The 18,446-nt window shown below is 67.0% G+C and carries 20 protein-coding genes; 7 read left to right on the top strand and 13 right to left on the bottom strand.

Annotated features, from left to right (window positions below; all coding sequences use genetic code 11):
• A complete protein-coding gene (locus tag O5M90_RS18700) occupies positions 1 to 969 on the bottom strand; it encodes a carbon-nitrogen hydrolase family protein (RefSeq protein ID WP_269839917.1) in 969 nt (322 codons plus the stop codon).
• 32 nt (positions 970 to 1,001) lie between these two features.
• Complete coding sequence (locus O5M90_RS18695) at positions 1,002 to 1,469, bottom strand: TerB family tellurite resistance protein (RefSeq protein ID WP_269839916.1); 468 nt, start codon at positions 1,467 to 1,469, stop codon at positions 1,002 to 1,004.
• Positions 1,470 to 1,627: 158 nt separating this feature from the next.
• Between O5M90_RS18695 and O5M90_RS18690 the strand changes: the two genes are divergently transcribed.
• The 4 genes from O5M90_RS18690 to O5M90_RS18675 all read left to right on the top strand — a co-directional run bounded on the left by O5M90_RS18690 (position 1,628) and on the right by O5M90_RS18675 (position 3,843).
• Positions 1,628 to 1,873, top strand: a complete 246-nt coding sequence (locus tag O5M90_RS18690; RefSeq protein WP_269839915.1) for a type II toxin-antitoxin system ParD family antitoxin — start codon at positions 1,628 to 1,630, stop codon at positions 1,871 to 1,873.
• Between the two features lie 80 nt (positions 1,874 to 1,953).
• Positions 1,954 to 2,208 (top strand): type II toxin-antitoxin system RelE/ParE family toxin, encoded by a 255-nt coding sequence (locus tag O5M90_RS18685; RefSeq protein WP_332909474.1) that lies wholly within the window; start codon positions 1,954 to 1,956, stop codon positions 2,206 to 2,208.
• 197 nt (positions 2,209 to 2,405) lie between these two features.
• Positions 2,406 to 3,470: a 2-hydroxyacid dehydrogenase gene (locus tag O5M90_RS18680; protein ID WP_440402247.1), complete on the top strand. Its 1,065-nt coding sequence runs from the start codon at positions 2,406 to 2,408 to the stop codon at positions 3,468 to 3,470.
• On the top strand, positions 3,451 to 3,843 hold the full coding sequence (locus O5M90_RS18675) for a DUF1801 domain-containing protein (protein ID WP_262971878.1): 393 nt from the start codon (positions 3,451 to 3,453) through the stop codon (positions 3,841 to 3,843). Before O5M90_RS18680 ends, O5M90_RS18675 begins: the two co-directional genes overlap by 20 nt.
• 12 nt (positions 3,844 to 3,855) lie before the next feature.
• On the opposite strand, the gene O5M90_RS18670 is transcribed toward O5M90_RS18675, so the two are convergent.
• Positions 3,856 to 4,881 (bottom strand): GGDEF domain-containing protein, encoded by a 1,026-nt coding sequence (locus tag O5M90_RS18670; RefSeq protein WP_269839914.1) that lies wholly within the window; start codon positions 4,879 to 4,881, stop codon positions 3,856 to 3,858.
• 226 nt (positions 4,882 to 5,107) lie between these two features.
• Between O5M90_RS18670 and O5M90_RS18665 the strand changes: the two genes are divergently transcribed.
• Entirely contained in the window at positions 5,108 to 5,572 is a 465-nt protein-coding gene (locus O5M90_RS18665; protein WP_269839913.1) for a GNAT family N-acetyltransferase, read from the top strand.
• 16 nt (positions 5,573 to 5,588) lie between these two features.
• On the opposite strand, the gene O5M90_RS18660 is transcribed toward O5M90_RS18665, so the two are convergent.
• The 10 genes from O5M90_RS18660 to glpD form a co-directional block, all read right to left on the bottom strand.
• On the bottom strand, positions 5,589 to 6,467 hold the full coding sequence (locus O5M90_RS18660; RefSeq protein WP_269839912.1) for a dienelactone hydrolase family protein: 879 nt from the start codon (positions 6,465 to 6,467) through the stop codon (positions 5,589 to 5,591).
• 119 nt (positions 6,468 to 6,586) lie between these two features.
• A complete protein-coding gene (lepB, locus tag O5M90_RS18655; RefSeq protein WP_269839911.1) occupies positions 6,587 to 7,276 on the bottom strand; it encodes a signal peptidase I in 690 nt (229 codons plus the stop codon).
• Positions 7,277 to 7,384: 108 nt separating this feature from the next.
• Entirely contained in the window at positions 7,385 to 7,831 is a 447-nt protein-coding gene (locus O5M90_RS18650) for a CAP domain-containing protein (RefSeq protein WP_269839910.1), read from the bottom strand.
• A 418-nt stretch (positions 7,832 to 8,249) separates the two neighbouring features.
• Positions 8,250 to 9,986: an ABC transporter substrate-binding protein gene (locus O5M90_RS18645; RefSeq protein ID WP_440402517.1), complete on the bottom strand. Its 1,737-nt coding sequence runs from the start codon at positions 9,984 to 9,986 to the stop codon at positions 8,250 to 8,252.
• A gap of 163 nt (positions 9,987 to 10,149) precedes the next feature.
• Positions 10,150 to 10,458, bottom strand: a complete 309-nt coding sequence (locus O5M90_RS18640) for a DUF2160 domain-containing protein (RefSeq protein WP_137943883.1) — start codon at positions 10,456 to 10,458, stop codon at positions 10,150 to 10,152.
• 10 nt (positions 10,459 to 10,468) lie between these two features.
• Positions 10,469 to 11,281 (bottom strand): carbohydrate ABC transporter permease, encoded by an 813-nt coding sequence (locus O5M90_RS18635; protein ID WP_269839909.1) that lies wholly within the window; start codon positions 11,279 to 11,281, stop codon positions 10,469 to 10,471.
• Positions 11,274 to 12,155: a carbohydrate ABC transporter permease gene (locus O5M90_RS18630; RefSeq protein ID WP_269839908.1), complete on the bottom strand. Its 882-nt coding sequence runs from the start codon at positions 12,153 to 12,155 to the stop codon at positions 11,274 to 11,276. The genes O5M90_RS18635 and O5M90_RS18630 overlap by 8 nt, the downstream gene beginning before the upstream one ends.
• The gene (locus tag O5M90_RS18625; protein ID WP_269839907.1) at positions 12,152 to 13,273 is read right to left on the bottom strand and encodes an ABC transporter ATP-binding protein; all 1,122 of its coding nucleotides are present in this window, start codon (positions 13,271 to 13,273) and stop codon (positions 12,152 to 12,154) included. The genes O5M90_RS18630 and O5M90_RS18625 overlap by 4 nt, the downstream gene beginning before the upstream one ends.
• Positions 13,273 to 14,355: an ABC transporter ATP-binding protein gene (locus tag O5M90_RS18620; protein WP_262971886.1), complete on the bottom strand. Its 1,083-nt coding sequence runs from the start codon at positions 14,353 to 14,355 to the stop codon at positions 13,273 to 13,275. Before O5M90_RS18620 ends, O5M90_RS18625 begins: the two co-directional genes overlap by 1 nt.
• Before the next feature lie 3 nt (positions 14,356 to 14,358).
• Positions 14,359 to 15,945 (bottom strand): glycerol-3-phosphate dehydrogenase, encoded by a 1,587-nt coding sequence (gene glpD / locus O5M90_RS18615; RefSeq protein ID WP_269840099.1) that lies wholly within the window; start codon positions 15,943 to 15,945, stop codon positions 14,359 to 14,361.
• A gap of 210 nt (positions 15,946 to 16,155) precedes the next feature.
• Between glpD and O5M90_RS18610 the strand changes: the two genes are divergently transcribed.
• Both O5M90_RS18610 and glpK read left to right on the top strand, forming a co-directional pair.
• Positions 16,156 to 16,920, top strand: coding sequence for a DeoR/GlpR family DNA-binding transcription regulator (locus O5M90_RS18610; protein WP_137943878.1), 765 nt, complete (start codon positions 16,156 to 16,158; stop codon positions 16,918 to 16,920).
• Between the two features lie 19 nt (positions 16,921 to 16,939).
• A complete protein-coding gene (gene glpK / locus O5M90_RS18605; RefSeq protein ID WP_269839906.1) occupies positions 16,940 to 18,433 on the top strand; it encodes a glycerol kinase GlpK in 1,494 nt (497 codons plus the stop codon).
• Positions 18,434 to 18,446: the final 13 nt, after the last annotated feature.

Here is an 18,446-nt window from a genome sequence, read left to right as displayed (position 1 = left end):
TCAGTCCTCGAAGCGCACCGTGTGCTGGCGGGCCCGGTTGACGCTCAGCCGGGTCACATCGGGCCGGCTGTAATGGCCGGCCAGATCGAGGTTCTGGCGCTCCTCGCGCACCCGGCCATGATCGATCTCGGCACAGAACAGGCCCTCGACACCGATCTGGGGTTCAATCACCCAGCTGCCGTCCGGCGCGGCCAGCGCCGAGCCGCCGTTGGCGAAGAAGGGCTTGTCGTCCGCCAGCATCTGGTCGCGGAATTGCGTGCCCTCGGGAATGTCCTGGGGCCGCATCAGACCCGATACCGCGATCACATAGGAGCGGCTTTCCTGGGCAATGAAGCGGGTCAGGTCCTGGGTGTTGTGCAGGCCGCCGGGCCAGACCGAGACATGCAGATCCTCGCCCTGGCCGTACAGCGCCGAGCGCGCCAGCGGCAGCCAGTTCTCGTAGCAGTTCAGGCCACCCACCTTGAAGGCACCCAGATCGTGCACCACCAGGCCATGGCCGTCGCCGGCCGCCCAGACGAGCCGCTCCTCATAGGTCGGCTGCAGCTTGCGGTGTACCGAGCGGATCACACCGTCCTGGTCGATATAGACCAGCGTGCAGTAGAGGCTGTGGCCGCCGCGATCGGGTGCGCGCTCCATCACGCCCAGATAGCAGGCCATGCGGTGCTGGCGACACAGGCCGGCGACGCTGTCGAGGTCGCCACGCTCGATCACGACGCCCTGATCCAAGTAATGGCTGTACATGGTCTTCTGCGCGGCGCTGTTGAAGCGCGCGCCGTCGGTCAGCTCGACCCAGAAGGGATAGCCCGGCACCAGGGCCTCGCCGAAGGTCACCAGCTGGCATTGCTGTGCGGCGGCCTCGGCCAGCCAGGCGGCCACCTTGTCCAGGGTTCTGGCCCGGTCCAGCCAGACCGGGGCCATCTGCACCAGGCCGACCTTGAGCAGGTCGGCGGATCTTGTTGCGCTGTTCATGCTCTGCTCCCGGCTTCGTTATTGGTTGACGATCATGGCGACTCGGACTCGGCCTGCACCCGCAGCCGCGCGTTGACGTAAGCGCCCTGCGGCACATGCAGCAGATCGGCGATGCGCCACAGCACATGGCGCTCGTGCGCGCTCAGATGGCCGTCGGCATAGGCGACGCGCCACATATGCTCGACCATGCGCAGCTTCTGCGGCATCTCGAAGCGCTCGTTGATGCGCGAGGTGAAGCCGAACAGATCGGTGGCGTCCTTCGCCGTGGCCTCGGCCAGTTCGGCCAGCCGGGCCGCCTCGTCGGCATCGAGCGCGAACTTGTCGCGCAGCGCCACCAGCACCGCCTCGCGCTCGCCGGCATGAAAGCTCGGGTCGGCGCGCATCACCTCGACCAGCATCACCGCGGTGGCCAGTTGCAGCGCATGCTCCGTGGCGGCCGGATCTGCATTGGCTGTCGGCGGCAGCAGGCTGTCGAACAGGTCTTTGAGGGTTTTCAGCATGGGCGGGATCATGGCACGGCGGCAGCTGGCAGTGCTGAGCGCCGCCAGCTGCCTGGTGATCGGCCAGCCTGGCGCCTGCCCCCTGAACAGGGCGCAAGGCGGCCCCGGAATGCGTGCGGCAATTTGCCAAAATTTGCCAAGCTGACTATGCTCCGGCCATGAGCACGATGAACATCTCCCTGCCCGACCCGCTCAAGTCCTTTGTGGACGAGCAGGTCAGCGAGCGCGGCTATGGCAGCAGCAGCGAGTACGTGCGTGAGCTGATCCGCAAGGATCAGGACCGCTTGCAATTGCGGGCGCTGCTGCTGGAGGGCGCCAGCTCGGCGCCATCCGACACTGCCGCGGACGGCGCCTACTTTGATCGGCTGCGGGAGCGGGCACGCCAGGCAGCCAAGCCCCGTTAGCCCGCCCGGCCGCATGACAGCCAAGCCCATCATCGCGCGCAGCGGCCGAGCGCGATGTCGACGAGGCTTTGAGCCACTATTTGAACGAAGGCGCGGAGTCCGCCGCGCTCGGTTTTGTCGACGCGCTTGAGCAGGCCTATCACCACATCGCACACCACCCGGCCACCGGCTCGCCGCGCTATGCCCATGAGCTGAACCTGCCCGGGCTGCGCTCATGGCCGCTGACCCGCTATCCCTATCTGGTCTTCTACCTTGAGCGCGCCGACTACATCGATGTGTGGCGGGTGCTGCATGGCAAACGGGATGTGCCGGCGTGGATGCACGACACCGCCTGACGCGCGACCAGCAAGACCCTTGTGGGAGGCAACACCGAAGTGTCTTGATGGGGCCTGTGGTCGATGGCCTCCTCGGGTCCGCGTGGCAGCGATTTCGGGGCCGACTGGCGTGGGAGTGGGTCACAGCACCGAGCTCGCTGTGCTGAGTCTGCCACCCACCGCACCGACTTTCTGTGAGCCTCGTGCTACGGTGCCGCATGAACCTCACCATCTTCAGCACCCGCCCCTACGACCGCGAGTTCCTCGAAAGTGCGCGGCTGGCTGCCGATCCGGGGGGGACGCACTACCAGTTCACCTATCTCGAAGCGGGCCTGGACCTGAACACCGTGGCGGCGGCGGCCGGGGCGCAGGCGGTGTGCGCCTTCGTCAATGACAGGCTGGACGCGCCGGTGCTGGAGCGGCTGCAGCAGCTGGGTGTTCGGCTGGTCGTGCTGCGCTGCGCCGGCTTCAACCAGGTGGACCTGGCAGCGGCCGAGCGGCTCGGGCTGCCGGTGGGGCGGGTGCCGGAGTACTCGCCGCATGCGGTGGCCGAGCACACGGTGGCCCTGCTGCTGACGCTGAATCGCAAGATCCACCGGGCACACGCCCGGGTGCGCGAGGGCAATTTCGCGCTCGATGGCCTGCTGGGCTTCGATCTGCACGGGCGTACCGTGGGCGTGGTGGGCACCGGCAAGATCGGCGAGTGCTTTGCGCGCATCCTGGGGCCGGGCTTCGGCTGCCGGCTGCTGGGCCTGGATCCGCAGCCGAATCCGGCCTGCGAGGCCATGGGCATGCGTTATGTGGCCTCGCTGGCCGAACTGCTGGCGGCCAGCGATGTGGTGAGCCTGCACTGCCCGCTGACGCCACAGACGCGCCACCTGATCGACGCGACCGCGCTGGCCGGCATGAAGCGCGGCGCGCTGCTGCTGAACACCAGCCGGGGCGCGGTGGTCGATGCCGGCGCGGCAATCGCGGCGCTGAAGACCGGGCAGCTGGGCGGGCTGGGGCTGGACGTCTATGAGGAAGAGGGTTCGCTGTTCTTCCGCGACCTGTCGGCTGCTGCCTTGCAGGACGATGTGTTCGCGCGCCTGCTGACCTTCCCGAATGTGCTGATCACCGGCCACCAGGGCTTTTTCACCGCCGACGCGCTGAGCGCGATCGCCGCGACGACGCTGGCCAATCTGCAGAGCTTCGAGCGCACGGGCCGGCCGCTGCATCCTGTGCCTGTGGTGCAATCGGTACTTGTGCCTGAGTTGCCCCGCGATGAATCCCGAACCCGTTGACGATTTCCTGAACGAACTGCGCCGTGTCGATGCACAGCGCTATGAGCTGGTCGAGCGGGTGCGCAAGCTGATCCACACCGCCGGGCCACGGCTGCGCGAGGAGGTGCGCTACGGCGGCCTGCTGTTCTCGGCGGGCGCGCCGGTCTGTGCGCTGTTCTCCTACGAGCGCCATCTGGCGCTGGAGTTCAGCCAGGGCGCGGCGCTGGCCGACCGGCACCAGGTGCTGGAGGGCGAGGGCAAGCACCGGCGCCACATCAAGCTGGAGAAGATCGGCGATCTGTTCAAGAAGAATGTGCGCGAGTACCTGGAACTGGCCTTCGCGGCGGCCGAGGCCGGCCAGGCGGCGAAGGCCGCTGCCAAATCGCGACGCTGAGCGGCCGCCTGCTCAGAACAGATCGACGCTGCCCGGGCTGACCTCTTTCAGCGCGCCCTGCTGGATCAGGCTCTCGTAGTGGCAGATGCGGTTGCGGCCGCCCCGCTTGGCTTCGTAGAGCGCGCTGTCGGCGCGGTTGATGACCTCCTGCGGCAGCACCACCGGATCGGCGCCGCTGAAGCCGCCGCTGATCGTGACCTGGCCGACGCGCGGGAACTTGAAGCTCTCGATCTTCTTGCGCGCGCGCTCGAAGGCCAGCGTCGCCGACTCCAGATCATTGGCCGCGATGATGGCGATGAACTCCTCGCCGCCATAGCGGTAGATCAGATCGGAGCGCCGGAACGCCGCCTTCAGCAGCCGGGCCACGACGATCAGCACCTCGTCGCCGATCATGTGGCCATAGCCATCGTTGATCTTCTTGAAGTGGTCCACATCCATCACGCCCAGCCAGTAGCGCTGCGGCAGCGGATCGCGCCGCGCCACGCCGGGCTCGGGCGGCGCCGGCTCATGCAGGCGGGCGTAGAGCAGGTTCCAGAGGCGGTCGAGATTGAGCTCCAGCGAGTAGCGGTTCAGCAGGCCGGTCAGGCGGTCGCGCTGGCTGGTGTCGAGCAGGGCGTAGAAGTTGGTGAACACCTCCAGCACGCCCAGCACGATGGCGTCCTCCATCGGCGTGATCTCGCGCTCGCGCCGCAGCACGAAGTAGCCGCAAATCTCGTCACCACCATGGATGGGGTAGCAGACGATGAAACCCTCGCCGCCGTCGCTGCGGCTGCAGGACTTGTCCAGCATCCGGACGTTCTCGAACAGGGTCTGCACCTCCTCGGGCAGGCGCTGCTCATTGGTGACCTCTTCCACCTGCTCGGCGACACGCTGCACGCCGTCCTGCTGCGCCTCGATGCGGCGCGAGTGATGCAGCGCCCGCAGCACCTCGCCATGCTCGTCGACCCGGTACAGCGAGGTCTCGCTGACCCCCAGCAAAGGCCCCAAGGTGCGCAGCAGGCTTTGCTCGACCAGATAGGTGTCACGGATCGCCGTCATCTTCCCCAGCTGCTTGAGCACGCTGGGGAGGCCTGCGGATGTTCGTGTATTGCTCGTCATAGACATCCCAAGGCAGTTCTTCTCTTCTTGCCAGCCCAGTATGACCCAAGGCGGTGCGGCATCAAGGCCCACTGTTGTCCTTGCTTATGGGAGCTTGCCAAAAAGGAATGGCTGAGGCAGTTGCGCGCGACTGCGGCCCGACAATCGCATCCGGAGGAACACAACAATGAACCAGGCAACCCGCCCAGACCCGACCGAGATCAGCCTGCGGCCGGTGACGAAGGACAATTACGAGGCCGTCTGTGATCTGCCGCTGCCGCCCGAGCAGCAGCGCATGCTGGCCGACAACTGCTGGTCCCTGGTCGAGGCGGCCTACAACCCCGGCTACGTCGTGCGCGCCATCTACCTCGGCGAGCAGGTCGCCGGCTTCATGATGTGGGTGCCAGAGACGGCCGAGCGCATCTCGATCTGGCGCTTCATGGTCAGCGCCCCGCTGCAGGGCCAGGGGCTGGGCAGCCGGGCGCTGCAACTGGCGATCGACGAGATCCGCAAGCGGCCCGGGCTGCGCGAGATCGAGATCTGCTACCACCCCGGCAACGAGGGTTCACGCCGGCTCTATGCCCGCCACGGCTTTGTCGAGCAGGGGCCGGATGCCAAGGGTGAGGACATGCTGGCAGTGCTGACGGTCTGACGCGGCGGCAGCCGCCCTACAGGCCGAACTGGGTCTTGAAGAAAGCCGTCGTGGCGGCGCGCGCCTGCGCGGCGGCCGCCGGGTTGGGCGTCATCAGCACCGGGCCGCCACGGCCCAGATGGGCGAAGGGGTCGTTGATCGTGACCGGGTCTTCCGTGCGGTCGAAGCCGTGGGTGGCGTCGGCATACATCTTGACGCTCAGCAGCCCGGCCGGCACGGTGGCCTGCTCGGCCAGCTTGGGGCAGGTGTCCGGCAGGTCGTAGGTGTCGAGCCCGCCGCCCTGCAGGAAGACCTTGGCGCCGGTCAGGCTGGCAAAGCTGTAGCCGGGCACACGGTTGTAGACCCAGCAGACCGGATAGTTGGGCGCATGGGCGACGAAGGCCAGGCCGGTGCCGGCCATGTACTGCTCGGTGTAGGGTCGGGTCGCGGTCAGCATCGTCACGACGCCGCCCCAGGAAAAGCCCATGATGCCGATGCGCTTGCTGTCGATGCTGGGCAGGCCGGCCAGGAACTTCAGCGCGCCATAGGCATCGGGCAGGGTCTCGGGCACGCCGCTGGGCCGGCCGGCCGCGCCGCTGATGCCCCGCGCCCCCCACATATCGATCTCCAGGGTCGCGATGCCGGCCGCGTTGAGCTCCTTGGCATAGGAGACGCCGCGGCTGTCGATGCCGCTGCTGCCATGCACGATGACCACGGCGGGACGCGCCGGGCCGGGCGGCATGCGCAGCTCGGCCGGCACCGTCAGCGGATTGACCGGATCGAGCGAGAGATAGCTGACGCGGGTGACCAGGGTCTCCTGATCGTCGCTGCCACCGCAGGCGGTCAGGCTCAAGGCGGGCAGCAGCGCTGCGGCAAGGCGGGCGCGCCGGCCGGCAGCGGTCGTCATGAGGGCCATGTCTTGTCTCCGTTGATGCAGCGTCGGCCTGTCAGGGTCAGGTCTTGTGTGCCGCGAGCTAGCGATATGCTCGCACAAACGCCACCGCAGGAGTCATCCTGCGGCGCAGCGGACCGCGATCAGCGCAGCGCCGCCGCCACGCGCTCCCAGCGCGGCTGCCAGCGGTCGGTGATGTTGACCGACAGCAGGATGTGGTGGGCCCGGCCCACCAGCAGGCGGCGCGGCACGGCGCCGATGACGCGCGAGTCCGCGCTGTTGTCGCGGTTGTCGCCCAGCATGAAGTAGTGCTCGGCCGGCACCCGCAGCGGCCCGAACTGCCCGGCGGCCTCCAGGCCCGGCAGGTGCTGGACGCGCCGGCTGCTGCCCGCTACCGTCTCGGTGCTGCGCGTCGCCACCAGCGCCCGGCCAGGCCCCAGGGTTTCGAGCGCCGGTTCCGCAGCGCTGTAATGCGCCGCCTCGCCGTTGATCAGCAGGCGGCCGTCGCGCAGCTCGACCGTGTCGCCCGGCAGCGCCACCAGGCGCTTGATCAGCAGCACGCCGGTCGTCGGCGCGGCAAAGGTGACGATGTCGCCGCGCTGCGGCTCGCCGAGCCGGGCCAGGCTGATCTCGCTGAGCGGCAGCTTGGCGTCATAGGCGAGCCGGTTCACCAGCACCACATCGCCCTCCAGGATGCTGGGCCGCATCGAGGCGCTGGGCACTGGGTTCCAGTCGGCGATGGCCGTGCGCAGCAGACCGAAGCACAGCAGGAAGACTAGGAAGCCCCGGTTGGCCTTGAGCCAGTTGGTGGCCGGCTTGACATCTGCATTCATGGACAGAGCCCGAAGAAGAACATGGTGCCCAGTGTGGCCGGCCCGGGCGGCCGCCGCGAGCCGGCGGCGGCGAGCTGAGGGTTGGCTTGTATGAATGGCCGGCCGGCCCTAGCGTGGGCTTGCCAGCACCTGGGTCCAGGCCCAGCGCACCGTGCTGCCGGGATTGCCCTGGCTCTGCCGCACGCAGGCCAGCCCCATCTCGCTGAAGGCCGGGCTCATCAGGTTGCGGCAATGGCCCTCGCTCTTCATCCAGCCGTCAACCACCGCCGCACTGCTGCTGTAGCCATAGGCGATGTTCTCGCCCCAGCGGCTCCAGGCGTAGCCGCTGGCGCTGAGGCGCTGGCCGGCGCTGCTGCCGTCCGAGCCGGTGTGGCTGAAGAAGCTCTTGTCCACCATGTCCTGCGAATGCCGGGCCGCAGCCTGCGCGATAGCGGTCTGCCAGACCAACGCCGGCGCGGCCGCCAAGGTCTCGGCGCCGCAGGCCGCGCCACGGGCGCGCCTGTCATTGACCAGGCGCAGCAACTCGGCCTGGAAATCGGGCAGCTCGCATTGCACGGCGGCGGTCTGTGCGGATGCTGCCGGGGAGGATGCGGCAGGGGCTGACGTCTCGGCCGCGCTGTTCGGGCTCTCGTCAGGGCCACCGCCGCCGCCACAGGCTGCCAGCAGCAGGCTGAAACCAAGGGCCAGCACTGCCCAAACGCGGACAGCGGTGGGGCGAAGGATTCGAGGGTGATGCATGGGCAGCAATTGTCCCGATCGCGATGCCGCCATTCGCCCAGATTTGTCACCCGTGCAATAGCTGCTTACGTCGGCAACGCTGGGCTCACAGATTGCAGGTCGGTTTGTTGCGCCCCGGTCGGGCAAGGGCTGCTTGTTCGTCTGCCCTAAGCTCGTGTCTGGGCTGGCGCGCCCAGAAAAAAAGCGCCGCCCGAGGGCGACGCTTTGCTTCTTGGCTAGGTCGTGCGAGGCCTGCTTAACGCACGCGCCCTTCCTTCCAAGCGTTCAGCAGCTTGTCATAGGCGATGGTCTCGCCCTTGGGCTTCTCGTTGGCCAGCTTGGCCCACGGGGCGCCCTTGTCGCTCAGCCACTTGGCGTTGCTTTCCTTCTTGTTGAGCTTGGGCGCGCACTTGGCCATGCCGGCGCGCTCCAGACGGCCCATCACCTGGTCCATCTCCTCGGCCAGCGTGTCCATCGCGCCCTGCGGGGTCTTCTCGCCGGTGACGGCCTGGGCCACGTTCTTCCACCACAGCTGGGCCAGCTTGGGGTAGTCGGGGACGTTGGTGCCGGTGGGCGTCCAGGCCACGCGGGCGGGGCTGCGGTAGAACTCGACCAGGCCACCGAGCTTGGGCGCCATATCGGTCATCGCCTTGGAACGGATGTCCGATTCACGGATCGGGGTCAGGCCGACGATGGTCTTCTTCAGGCTGGTGGTCTTGGCGGTGACGAACTGGGCATAGAGCCAGGCGGCGGCCGTCTTGTTGGCGTCGTGGTTGGCGAAGAAGGTCCAGCTGCCCACGTCCTGGTAGCCGTTCTGCATGCCTTCCTTCCAGTACGGGCCGTTCGGGCCGGGCGCCATGCGCCACTTCGGCGTGCCGTCGGCATTGACCACCGGCAGGCCCGGCTTGGTCATGTCGGCGGTGAAGGCGGTGTACCAGAAGATCTGCTGCGCGATCTGGCCCTGGGCGGGCACCGGGCCGGCTTCGCCGAAGGTCATGCCGGTGGCTTCCTTGGGCGCGTACTTCTTCATCCAGTCCACGTACTTGGTCAGCGCGTAGACGGCGGCGGGCGAGTTGGTGGCGCCGCCACGGGCCACCGAGGCGCCCACCGGCGTGCACTTGTCGGCCGCGACTCGGATGCCCCATTCATCGACCGGCATGCCGTTCGGGATGCCCTTGTCGGCGGTGCCGGCCATCGACAGCCAGGCATCGGTGAAGCGCCAGCCCAGCGACGGGTCCTTCTTGCCGTAGTCCATATGACCGTAGATCGGCTTGCCGTCGATGGTCTTGACGTCTTCGCTGAAGAAGGCCGCGATGTCCTCGTAGGCGCTCCAGTTCAGCGGCACGCCGAGGTCGTAGCCGTACTTGGCCTTGAACTTGTCCTGCAGGTCCTTGCGCGCGAACAGGTCGGCACGGAACCAGTAGAGGTTGGCGAACTGCTGGTCGGGCAGCTGGTAGAGCTTGCCGTCGGGCGCGGTCGTGAAGCTGGTACCGATGAAGTCCTTCAGGTCCAGGCCGGGGTTGGTGTATTCCTTGCCCGCACCGGCCATGTAGTCGGTGAGGTTCATGATCTTGCCGTAGCGGTAGTGGGTACCGATCAGGTCGGAGTCGGAGATCCAGCCGTCGTAGATGCTCTTGCCGGACTGCATCGAGGTCTGCAGCTTCTCGACCACATCGCCTTCCTGGATCAGGTCATGCTTGACCGTGATGCCGGTGATCTCGCTGAAGGCCTTGGCCAGGGTCTTGGCCTCGTACTCGTGGGTGGTGATGGTCTCGGACACCACCGAGATCTCCTTGACGCCCTTGGCCTGCAGCTTCTTGGCCGCTTCGATGAACCACTTCATCTCGGCCATCTGCTGGTCCTTGCTCAGCGTACTGGGCTGGAACTCGGCGTCGATCCACTTCTTGGCCTCGGGCTCGCCGGCCCAGGCGCCGGACGCCCCAACGGCCAGCGCGGCGGCGACGGCCAGCGCTGAAAACTTCTTGTGCTGCATCATCATTACTCTTGTCTCCTCTGATGAATCCCCCGAACAGCGTGATGCGGCCCCGGGGGAGGAGGGGGCCGAATCCATCAAACCCGTCTAGCTCGGGCGCTTGCAGGCGCCCGATCCTTCGCACGGCGTCGGGCAAGCCGCAGGGCTTGCCCTCGGTCCGCGCTCAGCCCTTGCGCATGATCAGGGCCAGCACCGCCATCGAGATCACGAAGCTGATCCAGATGCTGGGATCGCTCTCCAGCGCCCACCACTCGGCCATGCGGCCGGACAGGCCGACAAAGGCCAGGTTGATATAGGCGGCCGTGAGCAGGCCGATGAAGAGCCGGTCACCGCGCGTGGTCTTCATCGGCAGAAAGCCCTTGCGCATCACGGTGGGCGACTTGAGCTCCCACACCGTCATGCCGGCCAGCATCAGCACGATGCAGACGAAGAACACCGCCACCGGCGTGGTCCAGTACATCCATTCAAACATCAGCGGCTCCTCAAACTCGGCCCATCGCGAAACCCTTCGCGATGTAGTGGCGGACAAACCAGATCACGATGGCGCCCGGCACGATGGTCAGCACGCCGGCGGCGGCCAAGGTGGCCCAGTCCATGCCGGAGGCGCTGACGGTGCGGGTCATGGTCGCGACGATGGGCTTGGCGTTGACGCTGGTCAGGGTACGGGCCAGCAGCAGTTCCACCCACGAGAACATGAAGCAGAAGAAGGCCGCGACGCCGACGCCGGCCTTGATCAGCGGCAGGAAGATGGTCACGAAGAAGCGCGGGAAGCTGTAGCCGTCGATATAGGCGGTCTCATCGATCTCGCGCGGGATGCCGCTCATGAAGCCCTCCAGAATCCACACCGCCAGCGGCACATTGAACAGCAGATGGGCCAGCGCCACCGCGATGTGCGTGTCCATCATGCCCATCGTCGTGTAGAGCTGGAAGAAGGGCAAGAGAAACACCGCCGGCGGTGTCATCCGGTTGGTCAGCAGCCAGAAAAACACATGCTTGTCGCCCAGGAACGAGTAGCGGCTGAAGGCGTAGGCGGCCGGCAGCGCCACGCTGATCGAGATCACCGTGTTGATGCCCACATAGATCAGGCTGTTGATATAGCCCGAGTACCAGGAGGGATCGGTGAAGATCGTGACGTAGTTGGCCCAGGTGAAGTTGTCCGGGAAGAAGCTGAAGCTCGAGAGGATTTCCTCGTTGGTCTTGAAGCTCATATTGACCATCCAGTAGATGGGCAGCAGAGCGAACAGCAGGTAGGCGATCAGAAAAATCGAGCGCTTCTTGAAACGTTTTTCATCCATGTTGCGGCTCCTTTTCAGCCTGGCCGAGGGCCTGCATCCAGTTGTAGAGAATGAAGCACAGCAGCAGGATGATCAGGAAATAGATCAGCGAGAAGGCGGCGGCCGGGCCGAGGTCGAACTGGCCGACCGCCTTGGTCGTCAGGTACTGGCTCAGGAAGGTGGTCGCATTGCCGGGCCCGCCGCCGGTCAGCACAAAGGGCTCGGTGTAGATCATGAAGCTGTCCATGAAGCGCAACAGCACCGCGATCATCAGCACGCCGCGCATCTTGGGCAGCTGGATGTAGCGGAACACCGCGAATTTGCTCGCGCCGTCGATGCGCGCGGCCTGGTAGTAGGCATCAGGGATCGAGCGCAGGCCGGCGAAGGCCAGCAGGGCTACCAGCGGCGTCCAGTGCCAGACATCCATCAGCAGCACGGTGAGCCAGGCGTCGGTGGCGTTGCCGGTGTAGTTGTAGTCGATGCCCAGCCATTGCAGCGCGGCGCCCATCAGGCCGATGTCGGCACGGCCATAGATCTGCCAGATGGTGCCGACCACGTTCCACGGGATCAGCAGCGACAGCGCCACCATCACCAGAACGGCCGAGGACTTCCAGCCCTGGGCCGGCATGGACAGCGCCAGCGCAATGCCCAGCGGGATCTCGACCGCCAGCACCGCCAGCGAGAAGCCGAGCTGGCGCCACAACGCGGCATGCAGCTCCTCGTCGCGCATCATCGCGGCGAACCACTCGGTGCCGACAAAGACGCGGCGCTCGGGCGAGATGATGTCCTGCACCGAATAGTTGACGACGGTCATCAGCGGCAGGATGGCCGAGAAGGCCACGCACAGGAACACCGGCAGGACCAGGAACCAGGCTTTTTGATTGATGGGCTTCATTGATGAGCCTCTTGCTTGGGGTGGTGACCGTTGAGCAACTGCTCATCGCGGCCGTAGAAGCAGGTGTGCGTTCCCAGCACCTGCAGCCAGACCGCGTCGCCGGCGGCGGGCGGGCGGTCCTGCGCATTCAGGCGCAGCTTGATGTCAACCTCACCGACGCGGGCGCTGATCAGCCAGTAGGTGCCGATGTCCTGCACCTTGCTCACCGTCGCGCGCAGCGCGCCGGCCGCCCCCTCGCCGACCAGCTCCACATACTCGGGCCGCACGCCCAGCGTGAATTCGCCGGCGCGCTCCAGCTGCTGGTACAGCACGCCGAAGTCCAGGGCCAGGTCTTGCCCGGCAATCTGCAGCACGCCGGCCTTGAAGCGGCCCGGCAGAAAGTTCATGCCCGGCGAGCCGATGAAGTTGCCGACAAACATATGCTGAGGCTTCTCGAACAGCGCATCGGCACTGCCGACCTGGACCGCGCGGCCGCGCGTCATCACGACGATCTGGTCGGCAAAGGTCAGCGCCTCGACCTGGTCGTGGGTCACATAGATCAGGGTCAGCTTCAGCTCGTGGTGGATCTGCTTGAGCTTGCGACGCAGCTGCCATTTCAGATGCGGGTCGATCACGGTCAGCGGCTCGTCGAACAGCACTGCCGAGACGTCCTCGCGCACCAGGCCGCGGCCCAGCGAGATCTTCTGCTTGGCATCCGCCGTCAGGCCGGCGGCGCGCTGGTTCAGCTGGCCGCTCATCTCCAGCATCTCGGCGATCTTGCCGACCCGGGCCTTGATCTTCTCGGGCGCGACGCCGCGGTTCTTCAGCGGAAAGGCCAGGTTTTCGGCCACCGTCATCGTGTCGTAGATCACCGGGAACTGGAACACCTGGGCGATATTGCGCGCCTGCGGTGACAGCCGGGTGACATCGCGGCCGTCGAAGGTCACCGTGCCATGCGAGGGCTGGACCAGGCCGGAGATGATGTTGAGCATGGTGGTCTTGCCGCAGCCCGAGGGCCCCAGCAAGGCATAGGCGCCGCCATCATCGAAACTCATCTTCAGCGGCAGCAGCGCGTAGTCGCTGTCCTGCTGAGGGTTGGGTTTGTAGGCGTGGGCCAGGTCGAGGTCGATGCGTGCCATCAGTGGCCAGCCTTTCTGTCGGGAGCCAGCATCAGCGCGCCGTCGGCACCGAAGACATAGGCCTGCGCGGCCTGCAGGTACAGCGTGATCGGCGCACCCAGGTCGAAGTAATGCACGCCGGTCAGCTGGGCCACCAGGGAGCCGAGCTCGCTGTGCACATGGACAAAGGTGTCGGAGCCCGAGATCTCGGCCAGCTCGACGCTGCCCTTGATCGCGATATCGCCCGGACGGGTCTGCACGCGCAGCGCGCTGGCGCGCACGCCCACCGTCACCGGACCTGAAATCGGCATTTCGGCCGCCAGCTCCAGGGCCAGGCCCGGCATCAAATCAATGCGGCCGCCCTGGCCGGTGGCCGGCAGCAGATTCATCGGCGGATCGCTGAAGGCACGGGCCACGCGCAGCGAGGCCGGGCGGTGGAAGACCTCGGCCGTCGGCCCGTACTGCAGCAGTTCGCCGGCGTCCATCACGGCCGTGTAGCCGCCCAGCAGCAAGGCCTCGGCCGGCTCGGTGGTGGCGTAGACCACGGTGGAGCCGCCGACGGCGAAGAGCTGACTCAGTTCCTCGCGCAGCTCTTCGCGCAGCTTGTAGTCCAGATTGACCAGGGGCTCGTCGAGCAGCATCAGCGGGGCGTTCTTGGCCAGCGCGCGGGCCAGCGCCACGCGCTGCTGCTGGCCGCCGCTGAGCTGGGCCGGCAGCTTGTCCAGATGCATCTCGATATGCAGGCGCTCGGCCAGCTGATCGACCTGCTTGGCAATCGCGGCGCGGTCCATTCCACCACGCAGTTTCAGCGGCGAGGCGATGTTGTCGCGCACCGTCATCGACGGGTAGTTGATGAACTGTTGATAGACCATAGCGACATTGCGCTCGCGCACCGCGACGCCGGTCACGTCGACGCCGTCGGCCATCACCCGGCCGACAGTGGGCCGGTCCAGGCCCGCCATCAATCGCATCAAGGTGGTCTTGCCGGCCTGGGTCGCGCCCAGCAGCACGGTGACCGCGCCGGTTTGCAGCTTCAGGTCCAGCGGGTAGAGGTGCGTTGCCGCACCGACCCGGTGGCTGATGCCCTGCATATCGAGTTGCATCGTTCAGTCTTTCCCAACGGTATTGGTCTCGAACCAGGCGGCCACGGCGGCGCGCTGGGCTTCGGTGTAATGCAGGCCCAGCTTGGAACGGCGCCACAGCACGTCGTCGGCGCTGCGGGCCCATTCCTCGCGCTGCAGATAACGCAGCTCGATGTCGAACAGTCCCGGGGCCACCTCTTGCCCCAGCTCGGCCAGGCTGGCCGCGCCGCCCAGCACGCGAGAGATCCGCGCGCCATAGGCCCGGCTCAGGCGGCGCGCCAGCGCCGGCGGCAGATAGGCATGGCGCTTCTGCACCGCCGCCACCAGGCGCTCGAAGTCGGTGTCGGGACGCTGCGCCGCGCCGATCCAGGACGAGAGATCGCCGCCCGGCAGATGGGCGTGCTCGGTCCAGGGCTTGCGCCCAGATTCCGGCCCTTGATCGAGCATGCCGCCGACCATATCGGCCGCATCCTCGGCCAACTTGCGGAAGGTCGTGATCTTGCCGCCCCAGACGGAGAGCAGCGGCGCGCCCTGGGTGTTGGTCTCCAGCAGGTAGTCGCGTGTGACGGCCGAGGGATCGCCCGAGGCGTCGTCGAGCAGCGGGCGCACGCCGGCATAGCTCCAGACCACATCCTCGCGGGTGACGGGCTTGGCGAAGTAGCGGCTGGCCTGCTCGCACAGATAGGCGATCTCGTTCTCGTCGATCCTGGCCTTGCGTGTTTCGGGTGTAGCGCCTGCCAAGGCATCCGGAGGCAGCTCGACATCGGTGGTGCCGATCAGCGTGTAGTCGCCCTCGTACGGGATCGCGAAGATGATGCGCTTGTCGGGATTCTGGAAGATGTAGGCGTGGTCGTGTTCGAAGCAGCGCTTGACGATGATGTGGCTGCCCTTGACCAGGCGCAGGCTCTTGGTCGCCAGCGCCTCGCCGCGCGCCGGCCGCGCGATGCCGCGCAGAAAACTCTCGGCCCAGGGGCCGGCAGCGTTGACCAGGGCGCGGGCGCGCACGGTGCGCTCGCCGGTGGGCGTGGCAATCGTCGCGGTCCAGCCCTCCGCGTCGCGCTGCACGGCCGTGACCATGCTGCGCGTCAGCAACTCGGCGCCCTTCTCGCGCGCATCGAGCGCATTCAGCAGCACCAGGCGGGCGTCGTCGACCCAGCCGTCGGAATAGACAAAGCCACGGGTATAGCTCGGCTTCAGCGGCTTGCCGACCGGCGAGGTGCGCAGGTTCACCCCGGTGGAGCCCGGCAGCACCTCGCGACGCGCCAGGTGGTCGTAGAGGAACAGGCCGATGCGTATCATCCAGGCCGGCCGCATCGCCGCGTCATGCGGCATCACGAAGCGCAGCGGCCACATGATGTGGGGGGCGCTCTTCAGCAGCACCTCGCGCTCCTGCAGCGCCTTGCGCACCAGCGAGAACTCGTAGTACTCCAGATAGCGCAGGCCGCCGTGTATCAGCTTGGTCGACGAGGACGAGGTGTGGGCCGCGAAGTCGTCGCGCTCGGCCAGCAGCACCTTCCAGCCGCGCCCGGCCAGGTCGCGGGCAATGCCGGCACCATTGATGCCGCCGCCGACGACGAGCACGTCGTAGCGGTCCGGCGCGGCCTGCGGCATGGCACTCGGGGCGGTCGATGGATTGGCGGTCAAAGCGAGTCTCCTGGCGAACAAAAGCGGGTTCAATGAGTTCGCTATTTTGTTCTTCTTTTTTCTTTTTAGCTCGTTTTGGTGCGTTTCATCTGAGGGAAAACCCCTGTGACGGTTCGTTTTAGTTCGCTTTAGGCTCGCCCACACCCCAAAAAAGTGCGTCGACGCGCTCGCCATCCCATGATTCCGAATCCCCGCCAGAACGATTTGCTGCAGGAAGTGCGCGCACGCGGCTCGGTCAGCGTCGAGGCCCTGGCCGAGAAATTCGGCGTGACCTTGCAGACCGTGCGCCGCGATGTGCAGCGCATGGCCGAGGCCGGCCTGGTGGCGCGTTTCCACGGCGGCGTGCGCGTGCCGGCCTCGACCACCGAGAACATCGCCTACCGCCAGCGCCAGGCCTTGCAGGCCGATGGCAAGGCGCGCATCGCGCGCGCGATCGCAGCGCGCATCCCGGCCGGCTGCTCGCTGATCCTGAACCTGGGCACCACCACCGAGGCGGTGGCGCGCGAGCTGCTGCACCACAAGGGTCTGCGGGTGATCACGAACAATCTGAATGTCGCCACCATCCTCAGCGACAACCCCGACTGCGAGCTGGTGATGGTGGGCGGCACGGTGCGCCAGCGCGACCGCGGCGTGGTCGGCGAGGCGGCGGTGGACTTCATCCGCCAGTTCAAGGTCGACATCGGCCTGATCGGCATCTCGGGCATCGAGAGCGACGGCTCGCTGCGCGACTTCGACTACCGCGAGGTGATGGTGGCGCGGACCATCATCGAGCATTCGCGCGAGGTCTGGCTGGCCGCCGACCACAGCAAGTTCAACCGCCCGGCGATGGCCGAGGTGGCACGGCTGCCGCAGATCGATTTACTCTTCACCGACGAGTCGCCGCCCGAGCCCTACCCCACGCTGCTGGCCGATGCCGGCGTCGAACTGGTGCTGGCCGACTGAACGACGGGACAACCAAGCCATGACCTATCTGCTCGCCCTGGACCAGGGCACCTCCAGCTCCCGCTCCATCGTCTTTGACGCCGAGGGCCATATCGTCGCGATGGCGCAGCGCGAGTTCCGCCAGATCTATCCGCAGCCCGGCTGGGTCGAGCACGACGCGCAGGAGATCTGGCACAGCCAGCTGGCCACCGCCCGCGAGGTGCTGGCCAAGGCGGGCCTGAAAGCCGCCGACATCAAGGCCCTGGGCATCACCAATCAGCGCGAGACCACCGTGGTGTGGAACCGCAAGACCGGGCAGCCGATCTATCACGCCATCGTCTGGCAGGACCGCCGCGCCGAGCCGACCTGCGCCGCGCTGCGCGAACAAGGCCTGACCCCCTTGGTGCAGCGCAAGACAGGCCTGGTGATCGATGCCTACTTCTCCGGCACCAAGCTGAAGTGGATTCTCGACAACGTGGCCGGCGCACGCGAACAGGCCGAGCGCGGCGAGCTGGCCTTCGGCACGATAGACAGCTGGCTGGTCTGGCAGCTGACCGACGGCCGCGTCCATGCGACCGATGTCAGCAATGCGGCCCGCACCATGCTGTTCAATGTGCACAAGAACGAGTGGGACGATGAGCTGCTGGCCCTGCTCGACATCCCGCGCGCGGTGCTGCCCGAGGTCCATCCCTCGGCCTTCGAGTTCGGCCGCGTCAGCGCCGCCCATCTGGGCGCCGAGATCATGATTGGCGGCATCGCCGGCGACCAGCAGAGCGCACTGTTCGGCCAGGCCTGCTTCAAGGCCGGCATGGCCAAGAACACCTATGGCACCGGCTGCTTCATGCTGATGCACACCGGCGCGCAGTTCCAGACCTCGGGCAACGGCCTGATCACCACCAGCGCCGCGCAGGCGAGCACGACACCGGAGTTCGCGCTGGAGGGCAGCGTCTTCATCGGCGGCGCGGTCGTGCAATGGCTGCGCGACGGCTTGCAGGCGATCAAAGGCAGCGGCGAGGTGCAGGGCCTGGCCGAGAGCGTGCCGGATGCCGGCGGCGTGATGTTCGTGCCGGCCTTCACCGGCCTGGGTGCGCCCTACTGGAACGCCGAGGCGCGCGGCGCCATCGTCGGCCTGACACGCGGCTCTACCGTCGCCCATATCGCCCGCGCGGCGCTGGAGAGCATCGCCTTCCAGAGCGCGGCCCTGCTGCTGGCGATGAGCCGCGACGCAGTGGCCGCCGGCGGCGCGCCGGTTTCGGAGCTTCGCGTCGATGGTGGTGCCTGCGTCAACAATCTGCTGATGCAGTTCCAGGCCGATCTGCTGGGCATCCCGGTGGTGCGGCCCAAGGTCATCGAGACCACGGCGCTGGGCGCGGCCTATCTGGCCGGCCTGTCCTCGGGCCTGTACAGCAATCTCGATGCGCTGAGCGGCAACTGGCAGGCCGGGCGGGTGTTCCGCCCGACGATGCCGCGCGAGCGCGCGGCCGAGCTGATGGCGAACTGGGAACGGGCGGTGCGGCAGGCTTGTGCAAGCTGAGGCGCTGCCCCAG

Source organism: Paucibacter sp. M5-1, assembly GCF_027498415.2.
Classification (GTDB): Bacteria; Pseudomonadota; Gammaproteobacteria; order Burkholderiales; family Burkholderiaceae_C; genus Roseateles_E.
The sequence above is the reverse complement of the archived record's forward strand: the minus strand, read 5'-3'. Positions and strand labels throughout refer to the sequence as shown.